Genomic DNA, 15591 nt, shown 5'->3' with positions numbered 1-15591 from the left:
AACTTTTATTTCTTTATATCAAGCTATTTTTACTTAGAAAGTTATAAACAAACTCAGAAATATATTTGTCAATTGATTTAACGCTACTGCGCTCTAAAATATCTACGTAGTTTTTATCTAAGATAGAATTGTAGTCAGAATAAATTCGACCTTGAGGATCTAAGTACAAGTCAAAGTATAAATCGTCACCATCTAAAGATACAGTTTCAAATTTAACTCGCAATCTTATGTTTTTATCTATAAAGACAACTCCATATTTTGATTTGAATTCATAAGACAATAAATTAATAGTTATAATGTTATTTTCAAAACTAACATAGTCTGAAGATTGTAAGTAATTTCCCAGCATAGAGTATTGCTCTATTAGTTTAGGGAAAAAATATTCTTCGCATTCTAGTATATCTAAGTACATAAATAGACTCAGCCTCTATTCTTCTTCTCGGTTTTGTCTTTACCGTGATTGTAACCATCTTTCACATATCGAACACCAGGTGGACGAGGTGGAGGAGGTGGAGGACTTGGTTTTTTATCATTCTTGTTGTCATCTGTCACAAACTTTACTCCTCATTAGAGAACGTCCTTTGACCTTGGCGATGAGAAGTTGGTGATGGGTTCTCCACCGGAATCGTTACATGGTTGCGTACAGAGCGAATTCCTATCGGTCGTGATGGTGGCGATGATGGTTTTGTCTGTTTCTGAGGTGCGTCCTTCTCTGACATTTATATGTGCTCCTGATAGATTGGTTTCTTCGATTAAAATAGGTTTTGTAGGGTGTTTTAAATCTAGCTTAAAAGCTATAAAAATTGCGAATGCTAACGAGAAGGGTAAGAAAGATATTACTAACCACTTTACTGACTCAAAAGCCTTTTGAGATCTTTCATCGTTAAGCTTGCAATTATGATGTGTAGAATTTATCAAGTTCTCTTTGATAAAGAGTTTAAGTTCTTCATCCGCAAAATCGGGGTCATTTTTGTACTTAGTGTAATAGTCATTAGTGTCTTTATAATAATCATCAAACACTAATGGAGATTGTAAATATTGATAAGTACTACCATAGAATGAGAAAATAGAGTATCTCATGCTCTGTAATACGAAAATAAAATACATTGCCATCAAGTTATAAAATATCAGAGAGATTAATTTATTATTTTCATAATCTATAACTTGTAATGTATACGTAGCTAAATTAAGCCAAGCAAACGTGAAAACGATAATCGTTTGCAAGCGAAGGTCAATTTTCTGCTTGGACTCTATTTCGTGATAATACTGTTTTTCGTAAAAAACAAATTTATTGTCTGTATACATTTCAAACACTGCTATTGAGATAAGGGAGCTACCCCTTGCATAAAAACACGAATATAGTACACCATAGAGTTTAAAGAACTCAACTATGTTCAGTTCTATAAGTCGCACTGCTATGAAGGCCTAACAATAGGTATCGACCAGCTCCAGCTCTCTCCGAAGGTCAGAGGATCGTTTAGAAACGGCCTGCAATACATAATTTGCATAGCACGAGCGTGCTAAATTAATTATTTTCTTGATTTTGTGTGTATACGGTTTCATATTATTGACACACATCAAACACCTGTTAGGAGGCACAATGTCTAATGAGTACATGGGAGATATTCTAAAAACAATCCCACATTGGGATAACGCAAATGAGAAGTGGAGAACTGAATATTCCACACTGACAGACACTGAGAAAAAGCATGCAGCAGCATCAGTTGTTTTAGAATTGATTAAAGCTGATATTTCTGCAACGTCACAACGTACGGGAACAAGGCTAGATGAGCATCTAAGCAATTTACCGAAATATATATCTCAGGTAATTGTGGCGTTAGAAGAAGACGAGTAAAACGAAACTTTTATGCATGCTTGTATTTAGTAGATTCAGCCGAGCTTTTATAGCTCGGCTTTTTTGTACCAGAGTACAAGGTTAGTAAGGAGTGGGAATTTACCCCCGTAATACAGATTCGGGGGTTTGCTCCGCTTTTAGGTCCCTCCCGCAAAGCGGGCCCCTCCCAAAATGCTCGCAATACCGCGCACGTAATAAAAAAGGGCTCGTATAGAGCCCCATGATTAAGTTCGGTGTGGAAGTGCCAAGGTTTGGTGTCCTACATGTTCCGCTTCCTCGGTCTACGCAGACTACGCTAGCTTCGACGCTGTGGCGAGCGGTCTAGATATGGACAGGCATGTTTTGCTGCAATATGTCTGATGGCTTTTCTCTTTGGCCGCACGTGAAGATCCTTTCTGTTTCTTCCCAAGTCACTCGATATACGCAGTCGCTCAACACTTCGAACTGATACCCAATCTTTACCAAGTCCAGATGATCGAAACTGAATAGCTTGTCGCGGCCATCGTACACATCGATGTATATCTTGTAGAACGTCAGGTCACGGTCTAGTTCGGCAGCATATTTCAGCCGTTTGGCGTAGGCGATTTGCTTTGCGTATCCGGTGATGTAGAAGTCGTAATCTTCCAAAGGCCCAAACCCTGATGCTTTCTTTTTCTTCTTAGCTTTGGTTTCTGCCGTATCTACCGTTGGCGTTCCATCAGGCAGCTGCGTTTGTACTGGTTGTGGTGGTTTAACGGGGTCGGGCGGTTGCTCTGGCTCCGGCCACCAAGCCCAGATATTGAAAACTAACCCAAGCGATAACAGCACCACCGTTCCGACGACAGGCCAACGCTTCCAGAACGGGCGAATGTCTTTTGCTTCGGCTTCCTGCACTTGCTTGTTGGATTGCGAATGACTCTTATAGAACGGGAAGTATTCCGACTTATAAAATCGGGTAGAGGTGTTCACCACTTCACCGGCACAACCATCTTGCACTTTCTTGGTGTAAGAACTGGTTGAGCCCATAGCCGTGTTCTTTGTGCATCGGTAGGTCACTTCAATCATGTCCTTAATGTCTCGATGCACTTTGCGGATGTTCTGCGTGAGCAAGATGATATCGACACCGTAGTGACGGTGTATTGAGTACCATTCTAGAATGGGCGCGGCCAAGCCTCGACTTGGCAAGCTCATGTGCGCCTCATCGACCACATAAAGTGGCCCTTGTCCTTTTTCATTGCGCCATTCGTCGGAGTAGTCTTCAATCTGACTGAAAGGACGTGAGGTTGAACCAAAATCCGTTAAACGGCCATCCACGATTTTGATGAGTTCTCGAACGTCTTCACCAAACACCTTAACGAACCAATCAATGTTTAAGGTGATATTGGTGATGACTTTACGGCCATCCTTAATGGCCGGAATAATATGGTAGGCAACAGCCTCATAGGTTTTACCGCCTCCTGGTCTTCCTGCTATGGCGTATATCATGAGCCTAACCTCGTAAACGGAATCAATTGCAGCATCAAACGCACCGTAATAGCGGCCAGAATGATGGACAGACATTGAGGCACACCGACCGCCGCCATAACCCAAGCCACAGTAGGCGGAATACTGGTCATGTACTGGCTCATATCGACCGGAGCGAATAGGGAGAACACACCAGAGAGCAACAGGTTCACCATTGCCATGATTTGCTCAACCGCCCAAAAGAACAGGTCTTTGAGCATGTTGACCAGCGAGATTAAAAGCTGATAGAGGAACACCAACAGCTTGTTAAATAAATCGACTAACCAATCCATATTAACCTCCAAAAATAATACGACGCGCCGCAAACACTGACGTCATGATGAGCACCGCACGAATAAAACCGAACACCCAATCAAAGCTGATTTGCTCCTCAAAACTGAAGTCACCGAAGAACGGCACAGGGAGCACGAAAGAAGGGCGCTTGGCACTGGATAAGTCGAGGTCACCAAACGAGTTCACAAAGTTGTCGATGGTGTTGTGTTTAAGATCATCTAACTGACCGGACACCAAACCACCTAAGCCATCGGGATAGCCCGACTCATAAAATCCGGTACAACTTTGGGACTCGATACACGTACCACCCGTACCTGCACCAGACGTATCTGTGTTTGCGATACCGTCTAAGGTGTCAGAAATACCGGAAACTTCATCCGCGATACCATCCATTGCCCCTGCAATTTTCTCTACATCGTCACCCACACCATTAACGGCATTGGTGTTCTTGTTCATGGCCGTGGTGATGTCAGCATTCGCTTGTTGGATAAGGGCCTTAGTGTTTTCGTAAATCTTGTTGTCGTTGATTTGCTGCTTTTGAATGGCTTGCGTGTTGGTGACCATCGACGCATTCAGCGCAATGATTTGGTTTTGAACGTCAGCACTGGCTTGATTGATGTCGATGTTCATGTCGTTTAGTGCTTTGTTGACGTCCTTATTCATTCCAGTAATGGCTTTCAGAACTGCCGTGTCTGTCGATTCATCGGTGTCTGGCTCTTCCACGTCTGGCTCACTGTCGGTATCCGGTGGATTCACCGTATTGGTTGAGCCATCAGGTAATACGCTAGGGTCTTCGATGTCGCCTGTTGGGTCGTCAGGGTCATGAATGGGGTCATCAGGAATAATAGGGGTGTCAGGGCCATCTTTACCCCAGAAGAGTGTACCGCCTTCACACTGGTTGCCTGTGAATTGAAAGTTACCATGACAGATGGTGTTTTGTGTCCATTGGCCGGAATCAACACCCGTACACAGCGTACTATCACTAGGAGTACGCTCCAATTCACAACGGGTTGCGCCATAATCGCCGTAACATGACCCTGTCACTTGTTCGCCATAGACATAAGCCAACCACTGAAGCGATTTGATTTCATCAATGGACTTTTTAAACTGACACACGTCCATACAAGTGCCGTCAGGGTTCTTGCCATATTCACAAACCGATTTACAACGTAAGGTTGAAGGGTCAAATTCGCTATTTTCTGGACAACGAACCTCAGAATAAGAAAGACCGAGCCCATTATCACAAACTGTTTGATAGGGATCGCGAGCATTAGCATATGATGTCTTCTCAAATGTGCATGAGTCGAAATACCCAGTATCCAAAAAACAAGTATTCACCTTGTAAGGGTCAACCCAATCACCTTGAGAGCCACACCCCCTCATTTGCATATGACTAATACGTGCTTCTAAAGCATACGTATGATGACTAGCGCATAGAATAACAAGGGCAATAAAAAAACGGAGATAGTGATTCATTGTATTAAACCAATAAAAAAGGGAGCCGAAGCCCCCTTATCCTCTAAAGTTTTGGCTGGCCACGTATCCGGCAATGCCACCCAAAAGCACAAAGACGATGAGTTGGACATCGTGGAGAACGGCCAACATAAACTTAAGCCTTGTTCACAGCACGCTTAGCAAGGGTGATGGATTTGTAAGCCATAGTAATGCCGACAATCACCAGACCAGCCGCGCCGATTTTGGTTGCCACACCAGATAAGTCGATAGCGGAGAACGGGTCAGCTGCACCACCTTCCGCCGCCATAGCAGGGACAGAAAGCACCGCAACAGTGACGGTTGCCGCCGCTTGTTTACCGAACTTTTTAAGCGCGTTTAGACGTTTCATAACAGATTCCTCAAAGTAGTTTTATTAAACGTATTGCCATCTTGATGGCGTAAGTTGAGAGATATCCGCCAACGAACACCAAGGTGAAACCCAAGCCGAACGCTTGAGATATCTCTCCTGGAGTCAGCTGTGTGTAGCTCATTAACGTGTCATATTCTTGAGCCGTCACCATGACATAACCGCGGCATGAAGCCGCTTCAATGTCAGGAACGACAGCGAGAAAACCGTCCGCGTTAGGTAAAGCACACACAGGCATAACGAAATTCCTTATTTAGCCTTTAGCGAGGCTTCAAAATGTTTCTTGATGTCGTCATCCACAGGGATGAGTTCTGTCACAATGGCACCTGCCAATGGATCGTCTGGGTTAATCTCCAAACGCAATTGGTATTCACGGCGAGGAACGAGAGCACCAGTACGCTCAAGTAATAGGGCGTATTGATGATCAATCATCAACGGTTGGTCCCACTGTGGATTCACATCACCGGATTCACCGATAGTGCGGCGTTTGAATTTCTCTGAGTTGATTTCACGTAGAGGACGCGACACGTTCAGTTGAGCACTGTCACCACGTGCTGAATTCCAAGTGATATCCATGCCAAGTACAAAAACGGATTTAGCCATTTGTTAAGTCTCCAATATGTGAGTCACCAACTTGCCGTAGGTATCGGGGAAGGTGAATTTCGTTCCATCACGGACAAGGGAACCGACCACGGTTTCAATGTCGCCCTCATGGAACTCGATAAGTGAATTAAGGATTTTCCCGTACTGGCGACGCATCCAATGCGCAGAGGCCAACAGGTCTAACGCCGCGCGCTTCGTCGGGACAGGTTTGGTATTGAATTTCTTAGCGGTAGAAATAGACGCAGCGAAATCATTGAGCGCGGCATACGCGCCAGCCGGATTCAGCAACACATCAACATTCCATTTTTTAAGCTCGACTTCAGAGCGATACCAAACAAGACCCGTGTTTGCGAGTTTCTGCTCAAGTGCCTTGTTGTAGATACGCCAGTAAATGCGCGAGGTACGCGAACCAATCGAGTATTGCTCTTTGGTGTAAATCGGTTTGCCGTCTTTGCCGATACTGGCAATGGTCATATCTTCATGAAGCACAGGACCACGGCCACGTTCAGCCGTTCTGAAACAGTCGTCGCGCCACGCCTTGTAAGCGTATTCGCAATCGAAAATCCCGTCGTAATCGTCATAAGCCAAGTCAACACGCGCCAGAGTTTGCACACCAAGTACATTGGTCAGCCAGTCATGTAGCGACCACGTAGGACGACGGGCAAATACATGCTTGCATCCCGTTCCGTTGATTTGGAAATGCACCGTGTCATTGTTACCGCCGATACCAACGAAGCCGCAGAAGTCCTCACCATCTGGCGAAGTCAGTTTCATGGATTCGGTGTAGAACTGGAAACCCAAACCGCGAGGCGCAGACAGCGACAAACCAAGCACTTGATTGGTGAAGATGCGCAAGCAGTCTTCCAAGTAGTTGCGGTAACAGATATCAAATGCTTTGTTGTACGCTTCAATGTCTTCAGACGTCTTAGCGACGGTCGGATTAAATACAGGTGGAGCAGGGAACTTAGGCGCACGACAGTGACGCTGTAACAGTCCTGATTTGGCAAAGCCTTTGTATTCCTCATGCTTGTGCAATCGACGAACCGCATCATGACAATGACGTAAGTCTTTCACGGCAAACGTAAAACACAGGTAATCAATATGAACGCTTTGCTCATCGAACTTTTTGAGGATGTTAGTTGCAGTAGTCATCGAACACCCCCATATTGATACGTTGTTCAACGGTCGTGTTGGTGATGGACACCAACTCATAAGAAGCGAACTGAGACGAAGCCCAAGACTCAAGATGAGACATGGATTTAAGCAAATCCCATTCGTCGCAACCTTTGACCAACACAGAAACCGTGTAGTCAGGCAGCAAGTCGTAATAGATGATTTGAGCTTCGTTCATGGATTAAGCCTCTGAACTAGGCTTAGTGACGCTGTCACAGTTTTGATTGTTTTGGTTTTCAATCTGTGAGTTAACGGTGTGAATCAATCGACGAGTCATTTCACAATCAGCCAGTGCACGGTGCGCCGTTAAGTCAGACACATCAACATTCTGTTGAGCGCAAGCGTTGGAAAGTGCTTGCCACTTGTAATCTTCATGGTGTTCATTCCAAACACCAAAGAACTCTGCATACCAAAGCATTGCGCATTGAGGAACACAGAACTTGAAAAACAAATCGTGAACGGATTGGACGTAAGCAGCGTTACAGTGCTTATCCAAAGATTGGATAATTAAGCGCGTATCAAAATCTGAGTTGTAGATGATGATTGGACGACCGTTAAGAAGCGGAAGAAAATGGTTTGAGAAGACTAAATGAAAGTCGGGCGCATCCTTAACGTCTTCATCGGTGATGCCATGAATAGCCGTTGCGTCAGCAGGAATCGAACATGTAGGTTTAACAAGTTCGTTCACGATAACTTTGCCAGTGTGAGCGCAGATAGCAGTGAACTCGACAATTTCTGCTTGAGAACCTAAACCAGTAGTTTCCGTATCAAGAATGATCGCGTTCTGAGTAGAGAGTTTTTTCATAGCAACACCAAGCAAATTTAACTGAGTAACCAAATTTGGTTATTAGCGTAATCACCAAAATTGGTTAGCGCAAGACACCAAAAATGGTGATTGATAAGCTAAACTGACGGAAACGGAGGAAGCGGTATGTATCAGAACAAACTATTAGATGCCTACAAAAAGGCTCAAAGTTACGTACAAGACAAACAAATTGCAGCGGATATGAATGTGCCGCCGCAAAGAATCAGTGATTTCCGCAAAGGAAAGCGTTATATGACTGATACACAAGCAATTTTTCTTGCAGAGCAATCAGGTTTAGACCCTGAGATTGCATTGCTGGGTTGTCACGCTGATCGCAATGATAATCCGCAGATAAAAGCAGTATGGGAAGGAATTGCAAAAAAGTTTAATGGGCTTGGATTGTCAGGAATCTCAATGGCTTGCACTGGATTAGCCTTAGTGATTTCAAGTCCACAGGAACCACTATATCAGTGCGCATTATATGTGTTATGTTAAATTGTATATCGCCGTACGCTAAATGTTGTCTGAGTATGCTCCTATTCCCCTGCAGATTTTAAATTTAAGGGCCTTACTGTGAGCATTAAACATAATGGTTATTTACCATAAAATACTTAATATAGATCTTAATAATCTATCGATTGTTAAGATCTATATTAACGCCTTTTTACTTATTGAAATGACTGTATAGCTTCAAAGATATCTTGTCTTCTAACTGGCTTAGAAATGAATCCGTCCATACCGGCATCCAGGCATTTATCTCTATCGCTTTCTAGCGCATGTGCAGTTAACGCTATAATTGGGGTCCTGAGACCTTTATCTCGAATAAGTCTTGTTGCGGTAATTCCATCCATCACTGGCATCGAGACATCCATGAGAATCAAATCGATTAAATCCTCATTCTCTTCTAAAAATGTTAATGCCTCTGCTCCATGGCTTGCGATATGAACATTATGGCCAAGCTTATTTAAGATAAGCTTTATTACGAACTGATTCGACTCGGTATCTTCTACGACGAGAAGTTCCATTGCTTTTGTCGGTTGATTGGTTTCGATTCTAACTGGACGATTTTGATTACAACGAGTCAAAACTGGAATCGAAATCGTAAAGGTTGAACCAACATGCTCATCACTTTTAACGGCAATCTTGCCACGCATCATTTCAACTAAATGCTTGGTTATTGCGAGCCCCAGTCCTGTACCACCGAAGCGTCTCGTGATGGAACGGTCTCCTTGATGAAATGCCGTAAACAAGTGCTCTTGCTTTGCTTTAGATATACCAATTCCAGTGTCAGATATTGAGATCACAAGTTCAGCATCTTGCTCAGATACAGAAACTTTTACTTCACCTTCGTCTGTAAACTTTATTGCATTCCCTATTAGATTAAACAGAATTTGAGATAACCGCGTGGAGTCAATCCAAAATTGTTTGTCATTAGTGACAGTACAGTTGAGCTTGAATTTAAGATTTTTCTTCTTAGCGATTTGTTTTTGCTGAGAAATAACAAAAGTGACAGTGTCTCTTAAGTTAATCCATTGTTCATTGAGCTGAAAGCGACCTGACTCGATTTTAGAAAGATCAAGAATGTCACTGATTATCGCGAGAAGTAACTCTGCAGAGCACTCCATTTGGCTCAAAGCATCAATTTGTTCTTCTGACAAGGTTGATTGCTTCAGTATATCTAGCATTCCAAGAACGGAATTTAAAGGGGTTCTTATTTCATGACTCATCATCGCTAAGAACTCCGACTTAGACCGGTTCGCAAGCTCTGCTTCTTCTCTTGCTTTAGCGAGCTGAGTTGTTCTTACTTCAACGATACGTTGTAACTTCTCTTTGGTTTCGATATCAATGACCGCCCTTTCAATTAAGGGACGAAACCGCCTCAAGGTTTCCTTATTCTCTATGCTAAAGTGCCCTTTCTGAGCTCCAATAAGTAGGATTACGGTTTGCGTTACTTCTGAACGTATACCAGTTAAAACGACCGAGTTTACATGGCTTTTTATAAAGCTGTTTAAGTTAACAAACTCAGCGAGTTTATCTGGCTCGAACAGTAGAATGCATTCACCATTGAGAGCTCTTTGATAGGTGTTACCGTGTAACCAGGATACATTATCAAATACGCTATTAGTTGATATCAATGTCTTGAAGGGATATCGTTCACCATCACGAGTCAGTACAATAAAATCATCGAAGTTGATGTACTTTTTGAGGACATTGTTTAATCCCGTAAATATCTCATGCCGATTCTTTGCCTCACTCATCGCAGATATCGCGGAAAGAATGGCCTTGTTTTCATCAGCGAGTAGTCGTTCTCTTTGTCTAGCCTGCTTTAGCTCAACTAACGCTTCTTGAAGCGCTTCCTGTTGATATATGTCTAAGTATTTATCTTTCATAAGGTTTATGGAATATAGCCGATGAAATCATCAGGTTTCCATGTCCATTCTCACCACCAATAAATCTACCTTGCTCGCCGAAAGTAAAAGGGCAAATAAAAGGCAAATGTTCTAGTTCTTGGTTAATTTGTTCACAAACGCTATTCATGTCTTGCATTAAGTGCAACATGGGACCTGCGCAAAAGATATTTATCACTCCAATTTTTCGAGACTCTTCTAATTTTTGGTTAAAAGCGGCATTGACGACTTTTGCAGCGCGCGCAACGAGATGCTCACGACTTCCTTTCATTAATGTGAGCTCGTCACCCTCTTCTATTCGTGTAAACAACTCGATTCCACCATCTGGCGTCTCACGGATCGGATGGGATAACTTGTAATATGGGCGATCATAGAGATGACCTGCGATCCGCCCTAATGGATAAGCACTCGAGTTTGTAAACAGCATATTATCTTTACCTACTTGGTTATCCTGGTGATTTGTCCACCTTCTATAAACATTGAGCGCAGGTTCATTATCAATTTCAAGTAAGCATCTATCGTTGGTCTTGGTTGCAACACCTTTGATATTAGTTGGTGTATGCCCAGCGCTGAAAGCGATATCAACAGGTTGAGAGGAGTAAAAGAGAGTTAAGCTTAAACCTGAAGTTTGAGAGCCTTGGGCGGTTATCACAGACCATTTCCCAGCGATGTTATTATCAGCGGCCGAACCACCAATAATTGGAATTAGAGTTCCAAATCTTTCATCTATAGACGCAATGATTGATTCCTCTTGCCCTGGTGTAGCATGAAGTAGAATTAAGTTTGGTACCTCTCCTACACGGTTTGCGTTCTCAAGGGCCATATCCAAAGCCTTGGTGACGCTGTCACCTGAGTTGTGATTAGAAATACCAGTACCATAAGCATGAGGACCTGTATCATAAACAGCAAGTGCCGCAATTACTGGTCCTGTATGAAAGCCCTGATCTGTCATTACGGCTTGACATGAACTGGCGCCATGAAAAGGCACACCAGGAAAATGCGCAAGAAACGCTTCTCGAATCAACTCGAAATTGTATTCTTCCGTGTAGTAACACATCACGTAAGACAAGTTCTGTTGTGTCAATTCGGACCTGAGCGTTTTTATCGCTGAGTCTTCATCTTTAATATGAGTAAAAACTGATTGGCAATGCATACGATTTTATAATTGGATATCACTCTGCTGTTATACCATTCCAACCAATTTTCTCTAGGTAAGAAGGTGTTAATTTCATTAATAAGTTACGATTATCTCGTGATAGATCGTATTTATAATTGAACTACAACAATGTTTTCACCTTTTTTAAAGGTGATTTTTTTCGATTCAGGCATGATGTCCCATTCTACTGACTTATGCTTTTCGTTGAGATTGATAAAATTACCAGATTGATTTAGATCAATTTTTAGAGTGCTACTTTCTGTCGTTTCGAGCGAAATTCCCATTGAGTCACGATTAATCGTGATTATTTCTCCTTCAATTGTTACATCGCATCGTTCTTTTTGTGAACAGTCAACGCTATTGACACTCTCGTGTGTAAAGGTACGCCAGAAAAATGCGCCTATTAAAACACTGAGCATGATTAAGATTTGTGCAAGTCGCGCCTTTGTTAACTTTTGTGCAGGCATAATTACTAATATCCTTGTTACAAACTTCAAACTTTTTAAATAAAAAATGATTTCCAGAGGTCCAGTAAGGTTACTACCCTGTCATTGAATTGTTAATTCAAGTATAGTGTCACGCTGAAAATGCCACTTTTTATTAAAGTCAGCAATGGAAATAAGGTGATGATAACACTTGAATTCTAGAGTTTACTTGGGTGGTGTTACGACGCAAGTCGTGTTGGAAGTAAAAGTGTAGTTAATTAGAAATTGGAAGCATGCAAATGAGCCAAGTAAAGCAGCTTGAACAAAACTACAACTATACAGTCGTTCGCCAATTTACCCTTGTGACCATTTTATGGGGCATAGTTGGTATGGCTGTTGGTGTTTTGATTGCCGCTCAATTAGTTTGGCCACAGCTAAACTTTGATACGCCGTGGTTGACGTACAGTCGCTTACGTCCACTGCATACTAATGCGGTAATTTTTGCGTTTGGTACCAGTGCTCTGTTCGCAACGTCTTATTATGTTGTACAGCGCACATGTCAAACACGTCTTTTTGGTGGCCCACTCGTTGCCTTCACCTTTTGGGGTTGGCAAGCAATCATCCTGGCAGCAGCCATTACTTTGCCTCTCGGTTTAACATCGGGTAAAGAGTATGCTGAGCTAGAATGGCCTATTGATATCGCAATTGCGCTAGTATGGGTATCATATGCGGTGGTGTTCTTCGGCACACTAGTGAAGCGAAACACGTCACATATTTATGTGGCAAACTGGTTCTTCGGTGCCTTTATTATCACAGTAGCAGTACTTCACATCGTGAACAGCATGGCTATTCCTGTGTCACTTGGTAAATCTTACTCGATTTACTCGGGCGCAGTGGATGCGATGGTTCAGTGGTGGTATGGACACAATGCGGTAGGTTTCCTACTGACCGCTGGTTTCCTAGGTATGATGTACTACTTCGTTCCTAAACAAGCAGAACGTCCTGTTTATTCTTACCGTCTATCTATCGTTCACTTCTGGGCACTTATTTCTCTATATATTTGGGCAGGCCCTCACCACCTTCATTATACAGCGCTACCAGACTGGACTCAGTCTCTAGGTATGGTTATGTCGCTGGTTCTATTTGCTCCTTCTTGGGGTGGTATGATCAACGGTATTATGACGTTATCTGGTGCATGGCATAAGCTTCGTTATGACCCTATCCTACGTTTCCTAATCGTTTCACTGTCGTTCTACGGTATGTCTACCTTTGAAGGCCCGATGATGTCGATTAAGACGGTTAACGCACTTTCTCACTACACAGACTGGACCATTGGTCACGTTCACTCTGGTGCGTTAGGTTGGGTTGCGATGGTTTCTATCGGCTCTGTATATCACTTGGTACCTCGCCTATTTGGCCAAGAGCGTATGTACTCTGTTGGTCTAGTTAATGTGCATTTCTGGCTAGCAACAATCGGTACCGTTCTTTACATCGTTGCGATGTGGATCTCTGGTGTAATGCAAGGTCTTATGTGGCGCGCGGTTAACTCTGACGGTACGCTAACTTACAGTTTTGTTGAATCTGTAGAAGCGTCTTATCCGTTCTACTTTGTACGTTTCCTAGGCGGATTTATCTTCCTATCTGGTATGTTCCTAATGGCATACAACACGTACAAAACGGTAAGTGCACCTAAAGAAAGCCTAAAAGCTATCCCACATCCGGCATAAGGAGATTTAAGAATGAGTAATAATTCTAATAATCGCCATGAAATCTTAGAACGTAATGTCGGTTTGTTGGCTATTTTTATCGTGTTTGCTATCAGTTGGGGCGCTCTTGTAGAGATCACTCCTCTGATTTTCCAAAAGCAAACGACTGAACCTGTAGAAAATCTGCGCGCTTACACTCCTTTGGAGATGGAAGGCCGTGATATCTACATCCGTGAAGGTTGTAACGTCTGTCACAGCCAGATGGTTCGTCCTTTCCGCTCAGAGACTGAACGTTACGGTCACTACTCTGTTGCTGGTGAGAGTGTTTGGGAACACCCATTCCTTTGGGGCTCTAAGCGTACAGGCCCGGATTTAGCTCGTGTTGGTGGTCGTTATTCTGACGAATGGCACCGTGTTCACCTGTTAGATCCTCGTGAGCTTGTACCTGAGTCAAACATGCCAGGTTTCCCGTGGCTAGCTGAAAACGTTTTAGACGGTAAGCTAACTCAGAAGAAACTTGAGCTATTTCGTGATCAGTTCGGCGTTCCATACACTGATGAAGAGATCGCGAATTCGGCTAAAGAAGTAGAAGGTAAAACAGAGATGGATGCAATCATCGCTTACCTTCAGTCTCTTGGTCATGCAATGAAGTAAGGGGATCATATGGATTTCGGTACAATTCATAGTATTTATACCGTTGTACTCTTCGCTAGTTTTATTGGCATCGTATGGTGGGCATTTAGTAAAAAGCGTAAAGCACGCTTTGAAGAAGATGCCAACTTGGTGTTTGCTGACGAAGAACAAAAGACCCCTAATAACCAAGGAGTGAAGAAGTAATGACTACATTCTGGAGTCTCTGGATTATCGTGATTACTGTCGGTACGCTAGTAGGCTGTGCGATTCTCCTGACTTGGTGCGCTAAAGATAAAATGGGCGTCGAGGAAGGGGAAGACATGGGCCACGAGTACGATGGTATTCGCGAGCTAAACAACCCTCTACCAAAGTGGTGGACTTACCTGTTTGTAAGCACATTTGTGTTCGCAGCAGTTTACCTTGCCCTATTCCCAGGTCTAGGTAGCTTCAAGGGCTTTTTAAACTGGCAGAGTTCGGCTCAAACCGTTCGCTCACTAGAAGAGTCAAAAGAAGCCATCGCTGCAGCACAAGAGAACAAGCAACTAAACCAATATGCAAAAGAACTGGATGATGCCGACGCTTACTTCGGCGAAGCATTCCGTAAACTTGCGCACAATGACAGTGGTCTACGCCCAATTCCTGAAATTGCGCAAGATCCTGAAGCATTAAAAGTTGGTCAGCGTTTGTTTTTGCAAAACTGTTCTCAATGCCATGGCTCTGATGCACGTGGTCAGAAAGGCTTCCCTAACCTGACTGATGATGCATGGCTATATGGTGGCGAGCCAGCAGCGATCGTTACAACCATCATGCACGGCCGTATTGGTCAAATGCCAGCATGGAAAGATGCCCTTGGTGAGCAAGGTGTTCAAGAAGTTGTAAGTTACACACTTAGTCTATCTGGTCGTAAAGTAAATGCTCGTGAAGCCGCGGCAGGTAAAGCACGCTTCGTAGTGTGTGCTGCTTGTCATGGTACCGATGGTAAGGGTAACCCTGCAGTCGGTGCGCCTGACCTTACAGACCAAGACTGGTTATTTGGTGACTCTCGTGCAGCTGTAACAGAAACCGTAATGAACGGACGCTCAGGCGTAATGCCTGCGTGGAAAGACATTTTGGGTGAAGATAAAGTTCAGCTCGTTGCCTCATATGTCTGGAGTTTAAGTAACTCAGAGAGTAAGTAACTGAGATATTAC

20 protein-coding genes are annotated in these 15591 nt (G+C 43.3%); 6 read left to right on the top strand and 14 right to left on the bottom strand.

What is annotated here, in order from left to right; translation table 11 throughout:
• Positions 1-13: 13 nt before the first annotated feature.
• Complete coding sequence (locus tag N646_RS02965) at positions 14-412, bottom strand: hypothetical protein (RefSeq protein WP_021707809.1); 399 nt, start codon at positions 410-412, stop codon at positions 14-16.
• Between the two features lie 155 nt (positions 413-567).
• Entirely contained in the window at positions 568-1305 is a 738-nt protein-coding gene (locus tag N646_RS02960) for a hypothetical protein (protein WP_021707808.1), read from the bottom strand.
• Positions 1306-1600: 295 nt separating this feature from the next.
• On the opposite strand from N646_RS02960, the gene N646_RS02955 reads away from it, so the two are divergent.
• Positions 1601-1855, top strand: coding sequence for a hypothetical protein (locus N646_RS02955; protein ID WP_017821799.1), 255 nt, complete (start codon positions 1601-1603; stop codon positions 1853-1855).
• 321 nt (positions 1856-2176) lie between these two features.
• Here the strand turns inward: N646_RS02955 and N646_RS02950 are convergent, their stop codons facing one another.
• From N646_RS02950 to N646_RS02910, 9 genes are all read right to left on the bottom strand, one after another.
• Entirely contained in the window at positions 2177-3319 is a 1143-nt protein-coding gene (locus N646_RS02950; protein WP_021033879.1) for a zonular occludens toxin domain-containing protein, read from the bottom strand.
• Entirely contained in the window at positions 3316-3630 is a 315-nt protein-coding gene (locus tag N646_RS02945; RefSeq protein ID WP_017822026.1) for a DUF2523 family protein, read from the bottom strand. The genes N646_RS02950 and N646_RS02945 overlap by 4 nt, the downstream gene beginning before the upstream one ends.
• 1 nt (position 3631) lies before the next feature.
• Complete coding sequence (locus N646_RS02940; protein WP_017822025.1) at positions 3632-5107, bottom strand: methyl-accepting chemotaxis protein; 1476 nt, start codon at positions 5105-5107, stop codon at positions 3632-3634.
• Between the two features lie 133 nt (positions 5108-5240).
• On the bottom strand, positions 5241-5474 hold the full coding sequence (locus N646_RS02935; RefSeq protein ID WP_015975175.1) for a major coat protein: 234 nt from the start codon (positions 5472-5474) through the stop codon (positions 5241-5243).
• Positions 5475-5484: 10 nt separating this feature from the next.
• Positions 5485-5730, bottom strand: coding sequence for a hypothetical protein (locus N646_RS02930; protein WP_017822034.1), 246 nt, complete (start codon positions 5728-5730; stop codon positions 5485-5487).
• An 11-nt stretch (positions 5731-5741) separates the two neighbouring features.
• A complete protein-coding gene (locus N646_RS02925) occupies positions 5742-6095 on the bottom strand; it encodes a DUF1293 family protein (RefSeq protein WP_017822035.1) in 354 nt (117 codons plus the stop codon).
• Positions 6096-6098: 3 nt separating this feature from the next.
• On the bottom strand, positions 6099-7247 hold the full coding sequence (locus N646_RS02920) for a replication initiation factor domain-containing protein (protein WP_021033877.1): 1149 nt from the start codon (positions 7245-7247) through the stop codon (positions 6099-6101).
• Positions 7231-7446, bottom strand: a complete 216-nt coding sequence (locus tag N646_RS02915; RefSeq protein ID WP_005488200.1) for a hypothetical protein — start codon at positions 7444-7446, stop codon at positions 7231-7233. The genes N646_RS02920 and N646_RS02915 overlap by 17 nt, the downstream gene beginning before the upstream one ends.
• A gap of 3 nt (positions 7447-7449) precedes the next feature.
• Positions 7450-8073, bottom strand: coding sequence for a 3'-5' exonuclease (locus N646_RS02910; protein WP_021033876.1), 624 nt, complete (start codon positions 8071-8073; stop codon positions 7450-7452).
• A gap of 126 nt (positions 8074-8199) precedes the next feature.
• On the opposite strand from N646_RS02910, the gene N646_RS02905 reads away from it, so the two are divergent.
• Positions 8200-8568: a DUF3693 domain-containing protein gene (locus N646_RS02905; RefSeq protein WP_017821935.1), complete on the top strand. Its 369-nt coding sequence runs from the start codon at positions 8200-8202 to the stop codon at positions 8566-8568.
• A 173-nt stretch (positions 8569-8741) separates the two neighbouring features.
• Here N646_RS02905 and N646_RS02900 read toward each other — a convergent pair whose 3' ends face one another.
• The 3 genes from N646_RS02900 to N646_RS02890 form a co-directional block, all read right to left on the bottom strand.
• On the bottom strand, positions 8742-10463 hold the full coding sequence (locus N646_RS02900) for an ATP-binding protein (protein ID WP_005377471.1): 1722 nt from the start codon (positions 10461-10463) through the stop codon (positions 8742-8744).
• On the bottom strand, positions 10453-11634 hold the full coding sequence (locus N646_RS02895; RefSeq protein ID WP_017634895.1) for an FIST signal transduction protein: 1182 nt from the start codon (positions 11632-11634) through the stop codon (positions 10453-10455). Before N646_RS02895 ends, N646_RS02900 begins: the two co-directional genes overlap by 11 nt.
• A 113-nt stretch (positions 11635-11747) precedes the next feature.
• Complete coding sequence (locus tag N646_RS02890; RefSeq protein WP_005377473.1) at positions 11748-12104, bottom strand: hypothetical protein; 357 nt, start codon at positions 12102-12104, stop codon at positions 11748-11750.
• A 257-nt stretch (positions 12105-12361) separates the two neighbouring features.
• Here N646_RS02890 and ccoN point away from each other — a divergent pair, with 257 nt between their 5' ends.
• The 4 genes from ccoN to ccoP are packed head-to-tail and all read left to right on the top strand — an operon-like array spanning position 12362 to position 15579.
• Positions 12362-13789, top strand: a complete 1428-nt coding sequence (ccoN, locus tag N646_RS02885) for a cytochrome-c oxidase, cbb3-type subunit I (RefSeq protein ID WP_005396488.1) — start codon at positions 12362-12364, stop codon at positions 13787-13789.
• A 12-nt stretch (positions 13790-13801) separates the two neighbouring features.
• Positions 13802-14422, top strand: a complete 621-nt coding sequence (gene ccoO, locus N646_RS02880) for a cytochrome-c oxidase, cbb3-type subunit II (protein ID WP_005377475.1) — start codon at positions 13802-13804, stop codon at positions 14420-14422.
• Positions 14423-14431: 9 nt separating this feature from the next.
• A complete protein-coding gene (locus N646_RS02875; RefSeq protein WP_005377485.1) occupies positions 14432-14605 on the top strand; it encodes a cbb3-type cytochrome oxidase subunit 3 in 174 nt (57 codons plus the stop codon).
• Positions 14605-15579, top strand: coding sequence for a cytochrome-c oxidase, cbb3-type subunit III (gene ccoP, locus N646_RS02870; RefSeq protein ID WP_005377487.1), 975 nt, complete (start codon positions 14605-14607; stop codon positions 15577-15579). The genes N646_RS02875 and ccoP overlap by 1 nt, the downstream gene beginning before the upstream one ends.
• Positions 15580-15591 lie beyond the last annotated feature (12 nt).

Source organism: Vibrio alginolyticus NBRC 15630 = ATCC 17749 (assembly GCF_000354175.2).
Taxonomy (GTDB): Bacteria; Pseudomonadota; Gammaproteobacteria; order Enterobacterales; family Vibrionaceae; genus Vibrio; species Vibrio alginolyticus.
This window is presented reverse-complemented; position numbering and strand designations above follow the sequence as displayed.